The organism is Enterocloster sp. OA13, from assembly GCF_022440595.1.
GTDB classification, from domain to species: Bacteria; Bacillota; Clostridia; order Lachnospirales; family Lachnospiraceae; genus Enterocloster; species Enterocloster hominis.
In genome coordinates this window covers 656586-674264 of the sequence record NZ_JAKNTF010000001.1, presented here as the reverse complement: position 1 = coordinate 674264, position 17679 = coordinate 656586, and the positions used below count along the sequence as shown (strand labels likewise).

Sequence of the window (17679 nt, the reverse complement as noted above, 5' to 3'; positions counted from 1 at the left end):
GCTTGACAGGAGCCTGTCCGTTTGTTACTTTTACTTTAGCAAAAAAAACGATATTTTTGGGGCGTTGTTCGAAAATTGCACTTGAATGTACGAAAATTGACTGTTTGCCCCTTGAAATTTAGGAAAGGAGGTGCGGCCCATGCTGCAGCTCGCTGTCTGCGATGATCAAATACAGGAATTAAATGAGGTGACGGCTCTGCTCGCTGAGTATGTCCGCCTCCATCCCGAAATCCCCGCCCAGCTGCGGCCGTTTTCCTCCGGCAGCGAGCTGTTGGAATGTATCCGTTCACAGGGCGGCTTTCCCATCTATCTGCTGGATGTGATGATGCCGGAGCCGGACGGTCTTGCCCTCGGCGCGGCCATCCGGGAGGACGACCCCGACGCGGTGATCGTCTATCTTACCAGCTCCCCGGACTATGCGGTGGAGTCCTTCGGCGTGCAGGCGTCCGGCTATCTGCTGAAGCCCGTGAAACGTGCGGCGCTGTTTGCCCAGCTGGACCGGGTGCTGAATAAGCTTTTCCGGGAGCAGGGCGAGGTGCTGACGGTGAAAACAAGGGATCGCGTTTCGCTGATCCGCCTCTCCGACATCCGCTATGTGGAGGGAACGAACCACACCGCCGTTTTCTATCTTTGCGGAGAGCGGACTGTCACCGCCGCAAAGCGCGGCTCCTTTGATGAGATGGCGGCGCCGCTGTTGGAGGATGAACGCTTCCTGCGGGTCGGTATGTCATTTTTAGTGAATATGCTCTATGTGGACAGCATGGAACAGGGCTGCTTTTTGATGCGGGAGGGCGGCAAAATCCTGATTCCCCGCTTAAAGCGCGGCGAGGTGCGGGAGCGGTTTTTGGAGTTTACTTTGAAAAGGGGGTTAAACCCATGAGGGCGGCGGGAAGGAAAGCAGCTATGGAAACGAGAAAAAACCGCCGTATCCCGGCGTTGGCGCTGGCGCTTCTCTATCTGGTTCTGGGGTTGGCGGCGCTGGCGCTGTTCCACTCCTACACCGTGACGGACGCGGAACTACTGCCGCTGACTCCGATCTTTACCGACGCCAGAGGCTGGGACATCTACCGGCTGGACGAGGCGGGCGCTCGCGTAGCGCTTACCCCCAAAGAGTCGGCGGAGATCACCGGCACGGTCTACCTTTCCCGCGTGCTGAACCCGGCCTATGAGGAGAGCGGCTATACCACGCTGGAACTGGAAGGGCCGGTCAGCGTGTTTTTGGATGGAAAACTGCTCTATACCACTGCCCCCGGTTCCGGGGAGGACGCGGCGCAGGTGGAACTGCCCGCGGGCTATGAGGTTCCAGCGGCCGGGGAAAATCCCCGGCTCACACTGCCCCCCGGCTACGGCGGCAAAACGCTGACGCTGGTCTTTGCACAGGACGCGGCGGACGAGAGCACGCCCACGGTGCTGCTCTCCAATCGGGCGGCGGAGGACGCCCTGACCGCCACCACAGCAAACCGGCTGGGGATGCCCGCCGCGGCCTACATGACCGCCGCCCTTTTGCTGCTGGGCCTGTTCCTCTACGGCGGGATTCAAAGCAGATGGGACTGGCCCATGCTCCTGCTCACGCTGGCGACGGCATTGCAGGCGTTCTATCAGCTTTGGGAATACGATATACAGCTCATGTACCACTCCGCGCTGGACATTCCGGTGGCGGCGCTGATTCCGCCCCTCTTTACGGCGCTGCCCCTTTGCTATCTGCTGTGCCGGATGGAGCGGGGCCGCGGGAGGATTCGGGCGGCCCTGGTTCTGATTCCCGCCGCCGTCTCCCTGCTGCCGCCGCTGCTCTATTTATTTGGCCTGCCCATACCGGAAAACTTTTATACCTACGGTACCGAGGCGCTCTACCTCTCCATTGCCGCCACGCTGGTGTACGCCGTGCTGGAGGCGCACAGCGGCAACCGGGGATTCCGGGTGTTTCTGGCGGGGCTGGGAGCGCTCATCGCCGCGCTGGCCGTGGTCTGCCTGTTTTCCGGCGGCCTTGCCGCCTATGTGGGCGCGGTGCTGGAACAGGTGGTTCGCGGCCTGCCCTCGCTGCCCCTCTACTGGTGCGGCGCTGCGCTGTTTGTATTGTGCGCCGGTATGAGCGTGGGCGACGCCATCCGGCGCATGGCGGAAAGTCAGAACAGGGCGGATATGCTCATCATCCAGGTGTCCGCCTTGCGCCGCCAACAGGACATGGTGGCGCGCAGCGAGGAAAAGATTCGGCTTTACCGCCACGATATGCGCTTTACCCTGCACGCGCTGACCGCCATGCTGGAACGGGGCGACATTGCCGGCGCCTTAGAGCATTTGGGAAAATCGGACGCAAGGCTCGCCGATACCGCCCTGACGCATTACTGCAAAAGCCCCGTGCTCGACGCGCTGCTGGCCTATTATGAGGAGCAGGCGCGGGACAGGAACATAGAGGTGCAAATCCGCATGACCTTGGCCCCGGAGCTGCCGGTGGACGAGACGGAGCTTTCCACCGTGTTTGCAAACGCACTGGAAAACGCCATCCACGCCTGTGAAAAGCTGCCGGAGGGCACGCCCCGGCGAATTGAAGTCACGGCGGTGTCCGCGCCCCATTTCTGCGTTGAAATCTCCAACACCTGCGATGGAAAGGCGGCGTTTGACGGCGAGGGCTTTCCCATCACCCACGCACCGGGCCACGGCATCGGCACCCGCAGCATCGCCGCCTTTTTTGCAAAGCACAAGGCGGTCTATCAGTACAGCGTGACGGAGGACGGTATATTCCGGCTGCGGTTTCTGATTAACCGGCCACGCCCGCAGGATGAAACACACTCTGGCGCAGTTTGATTTGTCCCATGGGAAGTGGTATTCCCCGTGCTTCCAATTTGGCATGGAACTGTCCGTTTTATGAATACACATTTATTATTTACGCTTTTCTAAACCGTTAGACTGAGTAGTTCAAGGAGGGTGCAAACTGAACCCCACCCCCGTCCAGTAAGTAAAAAGAGAAGCACAGGGCAATTTCCGTCCTGTGCTTTTTCCTATAAACTGCACCTCCCACACATGGTGGACGTACCGCTCAAACAGCAAGTGAACGGGGGTGCTGTTATTGAGTACAGACAAATGTTCTTGACTGTTTTGTTGTTCCGTATCAACGGTTTTCTCCGTAATTACTTCCAACTCTGTTTCTTGGGCTTCTATATCCGCAAAGGTAATGTGCCGCACCCCGCAGGGCCGCTTTGCCGCTTTCTGTACGTCTGCAACATGATTCTTCATATCCGGGGCGGATGTCAGCTCCGGCGCGTCCTCCGGCTGCACAAGGATATAGAGATTAGAGGTCTGCCCCCGGTTCTTTTCACGGAATCTGGTTTCTTTTTTGATGAAACCGGCATCCACCAGTTCATGCAGGGAACGCTTCACCGTGGAAACGGAAATGTGGAGCTGCTCCGCCATGGTAGGGATGGCCGGGAAACAGGTCAAGTCCTTATTAGAACGGTCAATCAGGTAAATCAGAATGGAAAGCGCACGGCTCTTTAATCCACTCTGATAGGCTTTCTGCTTTAACTCGGCTTGTTTTGTCATCATCAAAAATTCCTCCTAACGCTGGGGCGTCATGCCCCGGCAATATATTTCGTTATCATCATTTTGAATTGCTTTGCATTGGCCGTTCCGTCTGTCGGCTCCGGCTGATAGTCCAGAAACAGCACCTTATGGTAATCATCCTGCAATGCTTCCGCTACATCCGCTCTGGAGTCCTCCAACACAAACGGACACAGGAGATAGGCATGATTGCCGTCCTGTGTCTGTTTCAGCTTGGCCGTATGTGGAAGTTCCCATGCTTTTGTTCCACAGAGCAGAACCAGCAGCTCCATGTCCTGTGGCGGCGCTTCTGCACTGCCCATATCCCGTACAATAAAGTTGACCGGCATTTCCGGCTCCTGCCTGCGGTACTGCACTCCCTCAAAACGCCAGCCGTCCCCGTCCTGCTCCATGCCATAGCTCCGGGCAAGAATCGGGAGAACCCTGCTCTCGTTATCCTCCACATAGCAGGCCGTGGCACCCACACTCTGAAGCCAGTGACACAGGCTGATGGCCGCTGTGGTAACGCCGATCCTCGGCTGGGCGCCAACCACTGCGATACGGATATTCTGGCAGTCAAAGCGGTATTTCACGCCGCCCACCGGCGCTGGTCGCTCCTTGGGATTATAGCGGGTCATGCCGGTTTCACTCAAGCACTCGGTAATCTCCTGCTGAATGGCGGCAATCTCGGTATCGCAGACGATATTGCCCACGCCGCTGTCAAGGAGCGCCTGAAAGAGCGGATCGGCAGGGGTAAGCCCCTCGCAGATCACCGTCACTCTGGCATGGTACATGGTCAAAAATTCTTCAATGGCTTCGGCAAATTCGGTATCGTCATCCCCAAATGCCGGACGGTCAAGCACCACATCTGTGAAGTGGCTGAAATTGCGCATATCGTGTACCACAAACTGTTTCAGCATATAGCTGCCTACCAGCTTTTTAATGGGCATATCGCTGTCCGGGTCATACCGCCCGGTGAAATCCAGCAGATTGGTGTGCTGGGTAGATGATAGATATAAAATCACAGTATTCCCTCCGTTTCCGTTATCTCCCTATCGCCCAATAAGGGCCTCCGGCTGCTCCGGCCTTGTTGGACTCATTCATAATGATGGACAAATCCCATTCCTGTTCACTGCGGCGGTAGCTGGCCGGGTCTGCCACAAGGATTTTCCCGCTGCTCGTCACACCGCGCAGGACAATAAAATGCCCGCCGTTTGTAAAATGCCCCTTGCTCATAATGACCACCACTAGCTTGCCAGAGGAAAGAGCGTCCACGATGCCCTGCGCGTCCAGATTCTTCTCACAGGTCAACCCATAAGCGGCAGCGGCGGCCGGAATCAGGCTGTGATAAGAGCCGTTCCCCTCACAGCGGTGGCCGTTTGCCACGGACCAGTTGCAAAGTTCTACGGGGTCGTGTGCTTCTCCGGTCAGCGTGGAAATAACAATGGACATGGAGGTGGGGCCGCACCCGGCTTCCCCAATGGTGCTGGACGTGCCGTACATGACATCTGCCCAGCGTTCATCAAGCTGGTTGTAATAGGTCACTTCCATGCCGCCGTCTGTAAATGTAACACCCTCGTAGGACTGTCCGCTGCCGTCAATATAGTCCTGTTCAAAAATACCGAGGTTCTGGTTATAGCCATAGCCCTGCTGGAGCGATTCAATGGCCGTCAGCTCGTCCCCGCCAAACGCCCACTCCGCAAATAGGGAAAGTGGGCTTGTGAGCAGATACACAATGAAAGCAATCAGCAATAGCAGGGAAATGACCGGCGCTAAAATGATGATGAGCAGGCGTTTTCGCGCCTGCTCATCGGTGGCGGTCTGCACCGCCAGATTCGCTAAGATTTTTGCGGTAATCGGGTCTACTGCCATCAGCGGCCACCCGCTTTCCCCATATAAAACATCTTGTAATCCGGAATCTCAAAATTGATATGGAGCCGCTTGGCGCCCACCATAAAGAGGGCGTGTCCGCGCTTTCTGGCAAGCAGAAGCTCCTGCTCCGCTTCGGTCAGATCGTAGAGCTTCGCCGTTTCTTTCAGGTTCGGACCGTCCGTACCCATCAGCAGCTTATAGCAGGGAATGTCAAGAAGCGCCTGCCCATACTGCTTGATACTCTCGGATAAAAAGTCAATGACGCTGTGGCTGATAATTCCCAACGCCCCCTCGTATTTTCTCGCCCTTTTCATCACATTGCGGAGATACACAAGGGACTGCGGTACTTTCTGATCAATCATCAGGTATGCCTCGTCGCAGATCAGCAGTACCCGTTCCTCCCGGTTCCGGCTCATCTGTTCCCAGCAGTAGGTCAGCAGATTGAAATACTGCGTCCGCTTAATGCTGTCGCTGGTTTCCTGCAAGGCGTTGGTATCAAGGCAGATAAAGGGGCTGTCCGTGGCGATGGTGCTGTGTCCGTTCCATATAAAGCTGTCGGAACCCTCGGCAATATCGTAGAGAAGCAGGGAAAGGTCGGCGTATGCCTGCCGGTCTTTTTCCATATCCGCCTTTTCCTTTACCAGCTTGTAAAGGTCTGAGAAAACGGGGAAGTCCGTGGGCTTCAACTCCGCCACATCCGTATCCCATGTGATGTGAAACTGCTGGTACAGCTCCACCAGACACTTCTTCAGCACGGCTTTCTGCATATCGGTCAGGGAGGGGATATACAGGCTGAAAAAGATTTCAAGGTTCTTCATGTGCAGGGCAAGGTCATTCATGCCGTACCCCTCATCACGGTAGAGCCGGTCGGCTTCCTTTTCACCCTCATCGTCACGGGGCGACGGGCGCACCTGAAGGGGGTTGAACCGGCCGCCAGCGCCGCCCACGGCGTTAATCCAGTCGCCGCCGAGGTTGTAACAGAGGTCTTTGTACTCGGATTCCGGGTCTACGACAAGGATTTTCGTGCCTTTCATATACTCGGACATGATAATGTGCTTGATTGCCGTAGATTTGCCTACGCCGGAATTGCCCATAACAACAAAATTACTGTTAGTGCGGTCGCCGCCGCGCTTCCACACATCCACAATCACAAGCCCGCCGCTGGAGTCCTGTGCAAAGTAGTAGCCAGCCCCGTCATTGAAGCCGCTGGACGCAAAGGGAAAGCCGCCCACAAAGGTGGACATCGGCACGATTTTCTGCAAGATGCTTTCCATCTTCCCACTGTTCGGAAACGAGGGGGACAAGTGGCGGAAGCACTCCTGCTGTAAATTGGGGATCACCCGCATTTTGCATTTCATCACGCTGACCACGCTCTCCGCACGGCGGCACACCTTTTTGAATGTTTTATCGTCCTTGGCGATGGGGCATACCTGAACGCTCATCAGTCCCACGGTTTCGCCCTCCCGGTCGATCTGCATAATGATTTTTTCGCCGTCCTCGGCGGCTTTTTCCGCCCTCTGGCGGGAAAGCGGGTCTTTGGCGCCCTCGGCAAAACCCCGCTGCTGAACTACGCTGCGGGAGATAGCGGAAATCAGGGTGGCATTGTCCACCGGCTTGAAGCCAATGGACACAATCGTGGCGGGGATATTGGTGATTTTGGAAAGCCACTCCACCTCCACCTTTTGCGGATAGCGGATCAGGCCATAAACCTTTCCGAGATTTTCCCCGATGGAAAGGCTGTTCTTCTGAAATTCCAGCCCCACGGGAGTGATGACATTCAGCAGGGCGCTGTTCTGTACGTCCTGCTCCTGTACTGCCTGTTGTTTACGCATAAATGTCCTCCTTCAGCGTCGGTACGCTTGCGCTGTACTCGGTGTCCTCCAAATGGGTATAGGACGGATTGTTAATCAGGTTCAGCAGACGGACAATTTCCTTTTCGTTCAGCACATCGCAGCCAATCCCGTTGCCGGTGAATTTCTCCGCCAGCAGAGCCGCACGTTTGAACAGGTCTTTTTCCGCCCCGTCCTCCTGCTTCTCCCAAATGGAGATATAAAACTGCCGCTCCACGATTTCGCCGGAGAGCGCATAGCCGCTCATCTGCAAAATCTCCTGCCGGAGCAGTTCCTTTTGTTTGTCGCCTGCTTCCTTTAACATGGACTGCATATCCGCAATCAGGGGGGAAATGTCCACAGGACGGCTCACCGCCATAAACTTGAACGGATACTGAATGTCGGACAGCTCGGCGGTGAGCTGCCGGATCAGGCTGTGCTTTTCAGATTTGCTGTACAGGTCAATGCTGATCGAGTGAACCCGCAGGAACGTCAGCACCAGCCCGTCCTTGGTGTAGAGGTACTTATCCTTTACATCCCGGACGTTGATAAATTCCTGTGCCGTGCGGATGGCGGCGCTTTCCTCGCCGCTCTGGTGTTTGGGTTTCTGGTGCTTCAGTACCAAAAGAAAAATACCGCCACCCACAAGGGTGACGGTAAGCATGATAATTGGGAATAAAAGTCCCTCCATAGGTTATTGTTCCTCCATTTCTTCGTTTTCCGGCTCTGCCTGACAGCCCGCCAGCTCCCGGTATCTTTGCCGCTGTTCCTCTGCTTCCGGGGAATCCAGATATTCCTCCATCCGCATGGAGCCACGGGCGCTTTCCAGCATCTCAGCAAGGCCGGTGCTGCGGTCGTAGATGGCAAGCAGCCTGTAAAAATCAGTAATCCCACGTTCCCGCCCATGCTCCAGCAGCCTTTCCACGTTGGCAAGCCCGTCCGTCAGGGAAATCGACAAACTGCCCATGGTGCGATACCACGGGCAGTTTGGGTTATAGGAAAGGTTGCAGTTGTCGTGATCGAGGTCAAGGGTGATGTGCATTTCATATCCGCTGTGGTGGTTGTAACTTTCCTGAAGGGCGCGGCGTTGTTCCGGATTCACAGGAGCGCAAAACATATCCTCATCCGGCAGGCGCGGATTGTGATACTGCCCGTCATCGCCTAAGTGGGTGAAAATGTGGGCGATTGTCAGCGGCTCTGCAAGCCCTGCCTGTATTTCCTTTGCCTGTGCCAGCCGCAGCAGCGGCGACAGCGCGTTTGCCCCGTTGTGGGAAGTAAAAACAGCACTCTCGCCATTCTCAAGGATTTGATAAATTGCCCGGTTTCCCATGGATCACCTCACCTTGCAGGGCCGATGTGCCAATCATCAAAAACGGAATCTTTAATGGTCAAATCATCGGTCAGGTTGATTTGCAGCATACCGGCGGGCGTCCATGCGTCGATACATTCCGCATAGGTGGTGTAGCGCCCATCAGGGAACCACACCGGTGAAAAATGTGATGGACGGCCATAGGTGCTGTACTTGTTTTTCTGAAGTTCAAAGCTGCTGGACAGGCCGGTATTCAGGCGTTTTAAGAGCCGCCAATAAGTCGCATAGTTAAATTCAGGGAAGTATGCCACCACGTTCTGAAGTCCCGTGATCTGACTGCTGGGTGCGTTGGAGCGCACCTGTGCCGACACGCTGGCGTTCAGCCCATATCCGCTTTTCATCTGCCTGCCGGATGCGGTAGGGTTCTTTTCGTCCGGTTTGGTCTGGAATGTGGCGGTCAAGCTGGCTGAATACGGAATCCATTCATACTGCCACCACCCATGGTCACAATAATATCCGTCATCGTCCTCATCACCACTATGCCACACCCAATGCTCATGCCACCAGCAATCCCATTCGCCCCATGTCAGGCTGGTTATATTTGGTTTGCTGGGCTTTGAAGGTATGGAAAAGCCGTCATTCCTGTCATTTGCCTGCGGGTCGGGCGGCGGATTCTCATCAACCGTAACGACTTGCGCCGTGATTGTCCTTGTGCTGACAGAACAGTTACTTCGGACTGTGATTGTAATGATTCCCGGCTCTTTTGGCGTCCGCCATTTCACCCATGCAAGCTGACTGTCACCTTTTGGGATATAAATATCCGTGTGTGAATATGTTTTTCCGTTGATAGTAAAACGGGCATACGCTGGTGAATCCGGTGTTTTCTGGGAGCCGGCAGATAAAAGGACGGAGGTAATCACTTCCGTGTCGCAACGATAGGTGACATCGCTTTCTTTAGGCGGTTCCGGGTCTGGCGCGGAAAAACGGATGATACCCAATCCCAAGTTGTTAATAATAGTCTCATCATCCTGAACCTGATCGATTGCTCCATCCCAAGCCGGAAACCCTAAGTCCGCAGTTTCTAAAAACATTGCCATCGGGAGGTTTTTATGCGTGACATTGGTCAGATTATTTTTCAAATCTCCCGATACCATCTTATTATATAATGCCGCCTCTGTCGCGGTCATTGCAAACATAATGTCATGATATCTGACATATACAATCGGCTCCAGCAATACCTTATATGCCCCACTAACCAGCTCCCCATAGGGAAATCCCGTGGCAGCGGCAATATCCTGCATCGTCCCCTCCCTGCAAAAATAACTTCGGACAGCCGTAATACTGGCCGGACGGCTTTTGGAGTTTATAATATAGGGCATGGCCTGTTTCGGCCTAAAACATTTGTATTTATCCGTATCAAGTGCCAGTTTTGTCCCTTTGCAGTAGGACAGTTTACTTGACTTTTCAAAATGGACAGTAATATCACTGTTCCCTCCATTGGAAAAATCAACCGGTGCTGTCACCGGGGCATTATCACTGTCACGGATTACCGTAATCCGTACACCGTCACGCCCAGGCGACCACCAGCTTGCTCCTGTTGCCTCCCCCATATTTCCACCGCCGCTGTCAATATTCGAATCAGCCGCATATGCCGGGGCTGCAATGTTTAGTGCTATCACAAAGCACAGAAAAAGAGCGTATAATTTTTTCATCTACACCTCCAAAAAAATAAGAGATACAGCCAGAAAAACTGTATCCCTCATCATAATTCTGTTTTACATTTCACCAATTGGTTTGCCGGTTCCTGCGTTGGGAGCCTCGTGTACCTCGGAACCGCCTCCCTTATCGTCTACCCATCCGAAACCCGGGACATAAATCTTCCCATCCTGTTTCTCTCCGGCCTGCGGCTGTCCCGGTTCCGGCTGGGGCGTATGCTCCGGCTGGCACTGGCCGTCTGCGTCCGGGTTCTCCACCGGCACGCTATTTTCTGGCGTATCCGTGGGCGGCTCTGACGGTGGTGTGGCCTCAATCGGTGATTTTGGCTTATCCGCTGAAGGTTTTTCCTGCACATCTCCGGTCACAGTTTTCGGCACACGGCTGCTATCCGGTTCCTTCCGGGATTTTGTTTCCGATTCAGAGGTTGTTTCCGGTTCGGCCGTCGTCTCCGGCTCAAAGCTTATCTCCGTTTCAACTTCTGTCTCCGGTGCAGATATCGTCTCTGATACCGGTGCGCTCGGTTCCTGTGTAGTCTCCGGATGGATTTCCGGCACTATGACGGTCGGCTCCGTTTCCGGCTGGCTCTCGGTCTGTGCCACGGGCGGCTGGGTATTCCCCAGCGTTCCCATGTACCAGAACAGACCACCGGCAAGGCAGACCGCAACAGCGGAAAGGGTGATAATGGTAATGCGTTTCTTTTTGTTATATTCGTTTTTCATAGTGGACCTCACTTTCATGATTGGATGAACAGTTCAGCCCTATTTACCCAAATGCTATCTTTACCCGACTCCATTATAAGGGGAATCTGCCTGCGCGTCCAGACATTTCCCAAAATCTTAGAATCTTCTTAGAATTTAGGCATATAGGCCGCCCGTGTTCGGATTTCCATTTGAAGCGGCGGGACCATGTTCCAACCAAAGGACAGGGGGATTTCAATGGTGATCCGGGCGTCCGCCTCAAAGTTTTGACTGGTGTTTCCCGGCGTCAGGGGCGTGTTGCGGATTTCTACCTCCAGCCCCGACAGCCGGTATTCATATCCCTCTGGCTGCCATTTCGTCAGCGTGTCGCCGCCCATATCCGCACCCAGCAGCGTACCCATACGGGCAAGCACGTCATCATAGTCGAGGTTTTCCCGCCAGCTATCGCCGGACAGCACATAGCCCCCGGAATATCCCTCCCGCAAACCATTATAGGTTTCGTCATAGTTGGTGGTTGCCACGGTAATGACCGACTGCTGGAGTCCGTCACGGACGCCCTGCACAATAACCGCCAGCCGAAAAAACTCCGCCATGGCGCACATCAGCAGAAGCAGCCCCAAAATAAGGGCAACCGTCAGGACGGTGGCTTCGCCTCTTTTCTCCCGCAGGATTTTTCTAATTTTCATAGGCTCCACCTCACTTATAATAGACTTCAGATTTTCCCGTTGCCTTGGCTGTGATTTCAATAGGGAATGAGCCAAAGACGAAAAATCCGATGTCCACGGTTTCAGTCAGCGTCACTTCAATGTCGCCGTTTAACTGCACCTTTTTCCCACTGTAATAATCACAGTCCCAGCGGATAGAGGGATCAAGTCCAGTTTCGGTTTTCAAGTCACTGATACGGCTGTTCACGTTGGTGCTGCCTACGATTTCCGCCTGACGGACAATCTCGGTGGCAAATATATCAAGCTGCTGTTTGACGGTGAATACCGGCAGAAAGCTGACGGCAAGGGCAACCACCAGCATCAGGCACAGCAGCCCAATCGCCACATCAATGTAACCCTCGCCCCGCTTGGATTTAAGTATCTTATGAAGCATAGTCCTCCCTCCTTAGAATATCCCCGACATCGTGCCGAGGATTTGATAGCCCATCACGCCCATGAACAAAAGCAGCATACAGGCAAGGAGCATAAACGAATATTTGCGGATTTTAGGCGGTCGTTCCAGAGCCAGCTTTTTCAGGCGCTGCAATTCAAGCTGTTTCATATCATGCGACAGCATACGGAAGAACGCCACTCCGTCATCCCCACGCAGGACACCGATCAGCCCACGCACCACATCGGAAAGCTGTGCGCTGGATATTCTGGCTTCAAAACGGGTAAGCGCCCCCTCAAAGTTGCCGGTACGCATATCCGCCACGGTGATTGCCAGTTCATTTTTCAGGGCGGCACCGGCATTTCGCTGATAGGTTTCCAGCATGGAAAGCACATCACGGCTGGCCTGAAGCTCCTGCGTGATGGTTGCCACGAACCGGGGCAGCTCATATTCAATTTCCTCCCGCCTTACTGTGATTTTCTTGTCCGCCTTGGTGCTTTCGCCAAAATACACCGCAATTCCGATAATCACAAAGGCCGGGGCAATGATGGGAACCACCAGCAGGCAGGGAACGGCACAGAGGAACACCAGACCGGCTTTTACCAAAGCCTCCGCCGCATACTGCTCGGCGGTCATGGGGATTTCCGCTGATTTCAGGGTGGCAGTCAGCTTGCGGCGCTTGTAATCGTCCATGGGAAGGATTTTTGCCAGCTTTGCCGCCAGCTCCGTAATGATGGCGTCAGAGTTCTTTGCCTGTTTCTTATTCTTCTTGACGGCTCCCAGCACCGCCTTGGTCGCCTTATAGGTCGGCACCTTGAACACCGCCGCCAGTATCAGATACAGCCCCAGCGAAAAGAACAGGGCAAACAACAGTAAAATCATGTTCTGCAAATGCAAAGCACCTCCTATCTCTTATATTCGATTGGCCGGGTGTGCTTGGCAACAGCGGCAATGGAGATAAACAGCACCACACCGCAGACTGCCAGAAGCACCTTGCCAAACTCTGTGAACATCAGTGTCCTGTACCACTCGGCATTTAAGAAATACATCAGCGGAATGCTGCCTAACAGCAGCACAATCATGGTAATATACTCTTTTACCGGCTCGAACAGGAGCAAGTCCAGCTCCGCCGACACCACCCGCATATCGCTGAGTTTCGATACAATGGGCGGCAGGGTGGATTTTAAGTTGTAATCGTCCTGACACGCCACTACCGCGTCAATCCACTCACACCATACGGCATTGTCAATGGCAGGCTTCATCTGCTCTAACGCCTCTTTGAGATTGGAGTTAATGAGCTTCGCCTGCAGCAAGAAATTTCGGAACACCTCTGCCACGGGCGGATTCAAATAAGGCTGGTTTTCTTCAATGGCACGAAGAATTGTATTTTTGCCGCGCAGATAGCTGGTAGTGATGATGGAAAGCGCCGTTTCCAGCTCTGTGTTGATCTGCTTTTTGTGCCGCCCCGCTGTAAATTTAATATAATAAAACGGGAGCAGGGCAAAGCCCACCGCCAGCACCGGAACCAGATAGCCGTTCTTCATGGTAAGGGAAATCATCACGCCCAGCACGAACAGCAGCATGGAGAGGATACACAGCACGGTAAACATCCCGGACTTTCCCGTGACACGCAGGGTTTCCTTGGTTTCCAGCAATAACCGCTTTAAGCCCCTCGGCTGCTTATTCTTCCGGCTTTTCTCAATCTTGCTTTTCATGGAGGGGTTCTTCGGCTGCACATAGGCGGCAAGCCCCTCTAAAAAAGAAAAGGGCGACAACGAGAGCATGAGAAAGCTGCCCGTTACCGCCAGTAAAAACGCAATCGTTACAAGTATCGTCAATATCGTTCTTCCTCCATTTCCTCTGTTTCATCTCTGTTAAAATAATTGTCCAGATAATCACTCAGCCATGTGCCGGAAAAATTCTCATGTGTTTTTATCCTCCATACTGCCAGTTTCCCCATATCCAGATTCACATCATCCATGTGAAACAGCAGGCTGGTTACTTCTCCATTCTGAAATACAGAAATATTACGGAACACATCCCCGGTCAGCAGGATTCCAGCCTCTGTCAAAAGGCCGTTAATACCATCCACCCATTCGTTTAAGTCCCCGCCACACCCCTGAATGATCAGACCCTCTTTTCCTTTCATGTTTCTTAATTCCTCTATCGTTATCCGCTTCATTTATGCTTCCTCCATTTCCTCTAAATCTTCCACAAAGTCCTCATAGCTTTTTTCACGGGTCACGGTATCGGACACCTCCTGCAAATGGTCAACTATGTCCCGATGGCTTTCCGGTAGATTACCGGCAATGTCTTTCAGAACATCAGCAAATGCGCCTAAGAACCCCCAGCAGCTATCCGCTTCTTCTCCATTCTCATAAAGCCGGAACCCGTAGCACTGGCCGGACAGGTAGTAATCGTAGGTTTCCACCTCGGACTTTAAGAGTGCCTTTGCCTTTTCCACGCTCTGTGCAGAGCAGTTCCCATATTCCGCACGGATATTGTCGGCAGTGGCGTAAATAAATCCCACCTGACCGGAATCCCATTCGGCGTGCTGGGCGCGTCCAAGGAACGAGGATGCCGACATACTCAGCCCCGAATGGTCGTAGAGATTTAACGGCAGGATGATGTTCTTCTGTCCCGCAATCTCCATCAGCTCCGCATTAGACATGGTTTCAATCAGGCTGTCCTTTACCTCGCTTTTATTGGCTTCCAGACTGCCCTCAAAAAAATCGCCATGATACCACTTCTTGAAGTAGCTGTCATAGCTGCCAATCTCCCAGCCGTTACGGGAACGGTCAAATTTAAGCTCCGTGGTGGGCGCTCTGCCGGAGCGCACAAATTCAAACAGGGCGTATTCTGATACTGTGCGCCGGACCAAATCCTGCAAAAAGTCGTTGGGATCGGCAAAGCTGTGTTCATCGCCCAGATTATAGCGGCTGTGCCAGCACACCATACGCCCGAAATTATCATAATCGGTGCGTGGGTTTAACGGTTCATCGTCGTACATGACCTGTAAAAGATAGGGCTGTTTCATTGCGACAAGGCTCATGCCCATAGCTCACACCTCCTTTATGCGCTGAAAAGCCGCTGCTGTGCCGTGTAGGACATTCCATTTTCCCGCAGGCGTTTGAGCAGGCTTTCCGAGGGCGGTTCCATCTTTTCATAGTGGCCGATGATTTTCGGTTTTCCATCCACGATTCTGTTGTCCGTGATGTTAAACCGGAACAGGGTGCGCATACGCTGCTTGCCATCCGGCAGATACTCATATTCGCAAATCTCCATCAGGCGGCGGCTGTTGTCCTCCAGCTTTTTGGCAAAGGCCACGATGGGGAACGCCTTGGTCGCCAGCCCCATGAGGGTGGCGTCATCCATGGAATAACTCTGCTTGCACAGCGTCACCATGCGGTAATAGGTATCAGCGCAGGAATTGGCATGAATCGTGGTAATCACCGCATGGCCGGTATTTGCGGCATTGATGGCCTGCATACTCTCGGCGCCCTTCATCTCCGCCACGGCCACACAGTCCGGGTTGATGGTCAGCGTGGTTTCTAAGAGCTTCACAAGAGTGATGTTCTGCTTGGGATCATCGGAAAAGCGGGTGACAAGGTGAACCACGTTATTGAGGACGTTCCCGTTCTCGTCTGTTATCGTCAGGTCAAATTCCCGGCAGCCCTGTTCCAGCGTGACGATACGTTTGTTATAGGGGACCTGCCCCAAAATCCATGACATCAGGGTGGTCTTTCCGCTGGAAGTCGCCCCGGTGATACACATGGAAACGCCGTGGCAGTAACAGGCCGCCAGCAAATCCAGCATTTCGGCGGTCGCCGTGCCGAAGCCCACAAACTGCTCCTTGGTCAGCTTGCGGGGGTTGACAATGCGGATAGAAGCGGAAAGCCCCTTGTCCTTGTCGATTACGCCGTCCCCCATAACCGTAATACGGATTTTGTTGGACAGATGCCCTACCACGATGGTCTGTGCGCTGTCAAAAATCATACCGGACTTGTGGAGCATACGCCGGATTACGTCAATGGCGTGCTGGGGAGAGTTGAAATGCTCCTTGCTCGGCAGAATGTCCCCATTGGAATAAGTGATTTTTACATCTTTCCACTGGTTGATGTTGATTTCCTCCACATCGTCCCGGTAGAGGTATTTTGTCAGGAACGAAAAGCCGGTCATCTCGCCGTAAATCAGTTCGCACAGTTCATCCGGCTCCGTGTCGGCAACACCAATCCGATTGGCTTCAAGGTATTTCTGAATGTAGCTTTTAATCAGCTCCCGGCTCTCGTCCGGGTCGTCTTTCAGGGTGCTGGCATAGTGCTTGGTGATATGCTCCTGCACCTCTTTCAAGATTTCGGGAAATGGACGCAGGCGGATTTCTCCGCCCATCAGTCCAATGTTGTGAATATTAATTGCTTCCTGCAATTTCGGGTTCCTCCTTTCGGTTTTGGGTAAAGAAAAGCAGGGAACCTTTTCAGATTCTCTGCTCTTTATAAAAGTATAATTGTTTAACCTTAACTTCCTATGATTGGCATTGAGTGGAGATATTGTTTATCTTCCACCTGTTCTACCATAAACGCACCAATATCTTCTCTTGAAATTGCAAAGTTCATTTTGACATCTCCAAATCCGACTTTCACTTTACCAGTGTATGGTTCGTTTTTTGGAGCCATAAAACGGACAATCGTCCATTCCAAATCAGTATTCTCAATCAGTTCTCCTATTTGAACCATTTCTTTTTTCGCCTGTGTTAATGCTATTTCAGCTAATATTCCAGGTACTACTGTTATAAATGATTTTTTATCTTTAGTAAAAGGTACACTTGGTGTTCCCCAGTCAATAAGACGTTTCACTCCGGTTTTTTTCATAGCACTTAACAACACTTTATGCCCCTCAAGGGATGTCATTGTCTCGTACTTCCTTTTCATTGGAATCCCTACGCACCAAATAATTGCGTTAGAACCTTGTATAGCCTCACAAACCGCACTTTCATCATTTAATTCCCCTTGTACAACTTTCAAATTGTCATTAGAAGCTGTTACCTTTGCGGGATTTCTCACAAATGCTCGTACCTCATAGCCTCTTTCTAATGCGTGCTTCATAGCCCACTTACCAATTCCTCCAGTTGCTCCAAATATTGTAACAATCATATATAAACCTCCGCTATCTGTTATATTTCTATTTCTTATTTACATTACGAATTATATTTGATACAGTAGTTATATACAAGTACGTTATTATTTAATAGGTACTATCTTTTTTAGTAGTATGGGAGATTATCATGAAAGATTACAGTGAAGCAATAGAAAAATGTCCACTTGCCGGTGTTCAAAAAATAGTACATGGTAAATGGACAATGGTTATTATCTATTTCTTAAGTCAGCAAACCCTACGTTTTAGCGAATTAAAACGTAAGATGCCCAATGTCACGGAAGCAAATCTAACAAAAGAATTGAGAACACTTGAGCAATATGGTCTTGTTCACAGAGAAGTATATCGAGAAGTCCCTCCACGAGTCGAGTATTCACTTACCTCAATTGGGATTAAGTTTATTCCCGTTTTGAAAGCTCTTGAACAATGGGCACTTGAATATAATGCACAATGAAACATATTATCCAAAGGTTTT

Annotated in this window: 19 protein-coding genes; 3 read left to right on the top strand and 16 right to left on the bottom strand. The window is 52.5% G+C overall.

The annotated features are described in order from the left end of the window. Positions 1–139 precede the first annotated feature (139 nt). The gene (locus MCJ35_RS03090) at positions 140–880 is read left to right on the top strand and encodes a LytR/AlgR family response regulator transcription factor (RefSeq protein ID WP_025483053.1); all 741 of its coding nucleotides are present in this window, start codon (positions 140–142) and stop codon (positions 878–880) included. Positions 881–903: 23 nt separating this feature from the next. Beyond that, positions 904–2802, top strand: coding sequence for a sensor histidine kinase (locus MCJ35_RS03085; protein ID WP_240299349.1), 1899 nt, complete (start codon positions 904–906; stop codon positions 2800–2802). A gap of 111 nt (positions 2803–2913) precedes the next feature. Here the strand turns inward: MCJ35_RS03085 and MCJ35_RS03080 are convergent, their stop codons facing one another. The 16 genes from MCJ35_RS03080 to MCJ35_RS03005 form a co-directional block, all read right to left on the bottom strand. Beyond that, positions 2914–3540 (bottom strand): helix-turn-helix domain-containing protein, encoded by a 627-nt coding sequence (locus MCJ35_RS03080; protein WP_025483056.1) that lies wholly within the window; start codon positions 3538–3540, stop codon positions 2914–2916. A 26-nt stretch (positions 3541–3566) separates the two neighbouring features. Further along, on the bottom strand, positions 3567–4559 hold the full coding sequence (locus MCJ35_RS03075; protein WP_025483057.1) for a hypothetical protein: 993 nt from the start codon (positions 4557–4559) through the stop codon (positions 3567–3569). 19 nt (positions 4560–4578) lie between these two features. Further along, positions 4579–5406: a C39 family peptidase gene (locus tag MCJ35_RS03070; RefSeq protein ID WP_025483058.1), complete on the bottom strand. Its 828-nt coding sequence runs from the start codon at positions 5404–5406 to the stop codon at positions 4579–4581. Beyond that, a complete protein-coding gene (locus MCJ35_RS03065) occupies positions 5406–7238 on the bottom strand; it encodes a VirB4 family type IV secretion system protein (protein ID WP_240299348.1) in 1833 nt (610 codons plus the stop codon). Before MCJ35_RS03065 ends, MCJ35_RS03070 begins: the two co-directional genes overlap by 1 nt. Continuing rightward, a complete protein-coding gene (locus MCJ35_RS03060) occupies positions 7231–7926 on the bottom strand; it encodes a TraC-like domain-containing protein (RefSeq protein ID WP_025483060.1) in 696 nt (231 codons plus the stop codon). Before MCJ35_RS03060 ends, MCJ35_RS03065 begins: the two co-directional genes overlap by 8 nt. 3 nt (positions 7927–7929) lie before the next feature. After that, the gene (locus MCJ35_RS03055; RefSeq protein ID WP_025483061.1) at positions 7930–8565 is read right to left on the bottom strand and encodes a hypothetical protein; all 636 of its coding nucleotides are present in this window, start codon (positions 8563–8565) and stop codon (positions 7930–7932) included. An 8-nt stretch (positions 8566–8573) separates the two neighbouring features. Continuing rightward, positions 8574–10256: a DUF8193 domain-containing protein gene (locus tag MCJ35_RS03050; RefSeq protein ID WP_025483062.1), complete on the bottom strand. Its 1683-nt coding sequence runs from the start codon at positions 10254–10256 to the stop codon at positions 8574–8576. A 63-nt stretch (positions 10257–10319) separates the two neighbouring features. Then, positions 10320–10979, bottom strand: coding sequence for a DUF6550 family protein (locus MCJ35_RS03045; protein WP_025483063.1), 660 nt, complete (start codon positions 10977–10979; stop codon positions 10320–10322). A 128-nt stretch (positions 10980–11107) separates the two neighbouring features. Continuing rightward, a complete protein-coding gene (locus MCJ35_RS03040) occupies positions 11108–11644 on the bottom strand; it encodes a hypothetical protein (protein ID WP_025483065.1) in 537 nt (178 codons plus the stop codon). 10 nt (positions 11645–11654) lie between these two features. After that, positions 11655–12056, bottom strand: coding sequence for a DUF4320 family protein (locus MCJ35_RS03035; protein ID WP_025483066.1), 402 nt, complete (start codon positions 12054–12056; stop codon positions 11655–11657). A 12-nt stretch (positions 12057–12068) separates the two neighbouring features. Further along, positions 12069–12935 carry a hypothetical protein gene (locus tag MCJ35_RS03030; protein ID WP_034576294.1) on the bottom strand — a complete coding sequence of 289 codons (867 nt, stop codon included), beginning with the start codon at positions 12933–12935 and terminating at the stop codon, positions 12069–12071. 23 nt (positions 12936–12958) lie between these two features. Then, on the bottom strand, positions 12959–13891 hold the full coding sequence (locus MCJ35_RS03025) for a type II secretion system F family protein (RefSeq protein WP_025483068.1): 933 nt from the start codon (positions 13889–13891) through the stop codon (positions 12959–12961). Beyond that, positions 13888–14235 (bottom strand): hypothetical protein, encoded by a 348-nt coding sequence (locus MCJ35_RS03020; protein WP_025483069.1) that lies wholly within the window; start codon positions 14233–14235, stop codon positions 13888–13890. The genes MCJ35_RS03025 and MCJ35_RS03020 overlap by 4 nt, the downstream gene beginning before the upstream one ends. Next, positions 14236–15111, bottom strand: coding sequence for a hypothetical protein (locus tag MCJ35_RS03015; RefSeq protein ID WP_025483071.1), 876 nt, complete (start codon positions 15109–15111; stop codon positions 14236–14238). It lies immediately after the preceding gene. 14 nt (positions 15112–15125) lie between these two features. Then, entirely contained in the window at positions 15126–16478 is a 1353-nt protein-coding gene (locus tag MCJ35_RS03010; protein ID WP_025483073.1) for an ATPase, T2SS/T4P/T4SS family, read from the bottom strand. 89 nt (positions 16479–16567) lie between these two features. Next, positions 16568–17203, bottom strand: a complete 636-nt coding sequence (locus tag MCJ35_RS03005) for an NAD(P)-dependent oxidoreductase (protein ID WP_025483074.1) — start codon at positions 17201–17203, stop codon at positions 16568–16570. A 131-nt stretch (positions 17204–17334) separates the two neighbouring features. On the opposite strand from MCJ35_RS03005, the gene MCJ35_RS03000 reads away from it, so the two are divergent. Then, on the top strand, positions 17335–17658 hold the full coding sequence (locus tag MCJ35_RS03000; protein ID WP_025483075.1) for a winged helix-turn-helix transcriptional regulator: 324 nt from the start codon (positions 17335–17337) through the stop codon (positions 17656–17658). Positions 17659–17679: the final 21 nt, after the last annotated feature.

Excerpts from the sequence above, each read along its gene's own strand:
- MCJ35_RS03005 (WP_025483074.1), bottom strand. The coding sequence starts at position 17,203 with ATGATTGTTACAATATTTGGAGCAACTGGAGGAATTGGTAAGTGGGCT.
- MCJ35_RS03045 (WP_025483063.1), bottom strand. The coding sequence starts at position 10,979 with ATGAAAAACGAATATAACAAAAAGAAACGCATTACCATTATCACCCTT.
- MCJ35_RS03000 (WP_025483075.1), top strand. The coding sequence starts at position 17,335 with ATGAAAGATTACAGTGAAGCAATAGAAAAATGTCCACTTGCCGGTGTT.
- MCJ35_RS03030 (WP_034576294.1), bottom strand. The coding sequence starts at position 12,935 with ATGATTTTACTGTTGTTTGCCCTGTTCTTTTCGCTGGGGCTGTATCTG.
- MCJ35_RS03080 (WP_025483056.1), bottom strand. The coding sequence starts at position 3,540 with ATGATGACAAAACAAGCCGAGTTAAAGCAGAAAGCCTATCAGAGTGGA.
- MCJ35_RS03020 (WP_025483069.1), bottom strand. The coding sequence starts at position 14,235 with ATGAAGCGGATAACGATAGAGGAATTAAGAAACATGAAAGGAAAAGAG.
- MCJ35_RS03065 (WP_240299348.1), bottom strand. The coding sequence starts at position 7,238 with ATGCGTAAACAACAGGCAGTACAGGAGCAGGACGTACAGAACAGCGCC.
- MCJ35_RS03040 (WP_025483065.1), bottom strand. The coding sequence starts at position 11,644 with ATGAAAATTAGAAAAATCCTGCGGGAGAAAAGAGGCGAAGCCACCGTC.
- MCJ35_RS03055 (WP_025483061.1), bottom strand. The coding sequence starts at position 8,565 with ATGGGAAACCGGGCAATTTATCAAATCCTTGAGAATGGCGAGAGTGCT.
- MCJ35_RS03035 (WP_025483066.1), bottom strand. The coding sequence starts at position 12,056 with ATGCTTCATAAGATACTTAAATCCAAGCGGGGCGAGGGTTACATTGAT.
- MCJ35_RS03070 (WP_025483058.1), bottom strand. The coding sequence starts at position 5,406 with ATGGCAGTAGACCCGATTACCGCAAAAATCTTAGCGAATCTGGCGGTG.
- MCJ35_RS03085 (WP_240299349.1), top strand. The coding sequence starts at position 904 with ATGGAAACGAGAAAAAACCGCCGTATCCCGGCGTTGGCGCTGGCGCTT.
- MCJ35_RS03060 (WP_025483060.1), bottom strand. The coding sequence starts at position 7,926 with ATGGAGGGACTTTTATTCCCAATTATCATGCTTACCGTCACCCTTGTG.
- MCJ35_RS03050 (WP_025483062.1), bottom strand. The coding sequence starts at position 10,256 with ATGAAAAAATTATACGCTCTTTTTCTGTGCTTTGTGATAGCACTAAAC.
- MCJ35_RS03090 (WP_025483053.1), top strand. The coding sequence starts at position 140 with ATGCTGCAGCTCGCTGTCTGCGATGATCAAATACAGGAATTAAATGAG.
- MCJ35_RS03015 (WP_025483071.1), bottom strand. The coding sequence starts at position 15,111 with ATGGGCATGAGCCTTGTCGCAATGAAACAGCCCTATCTTTTACAGGTC.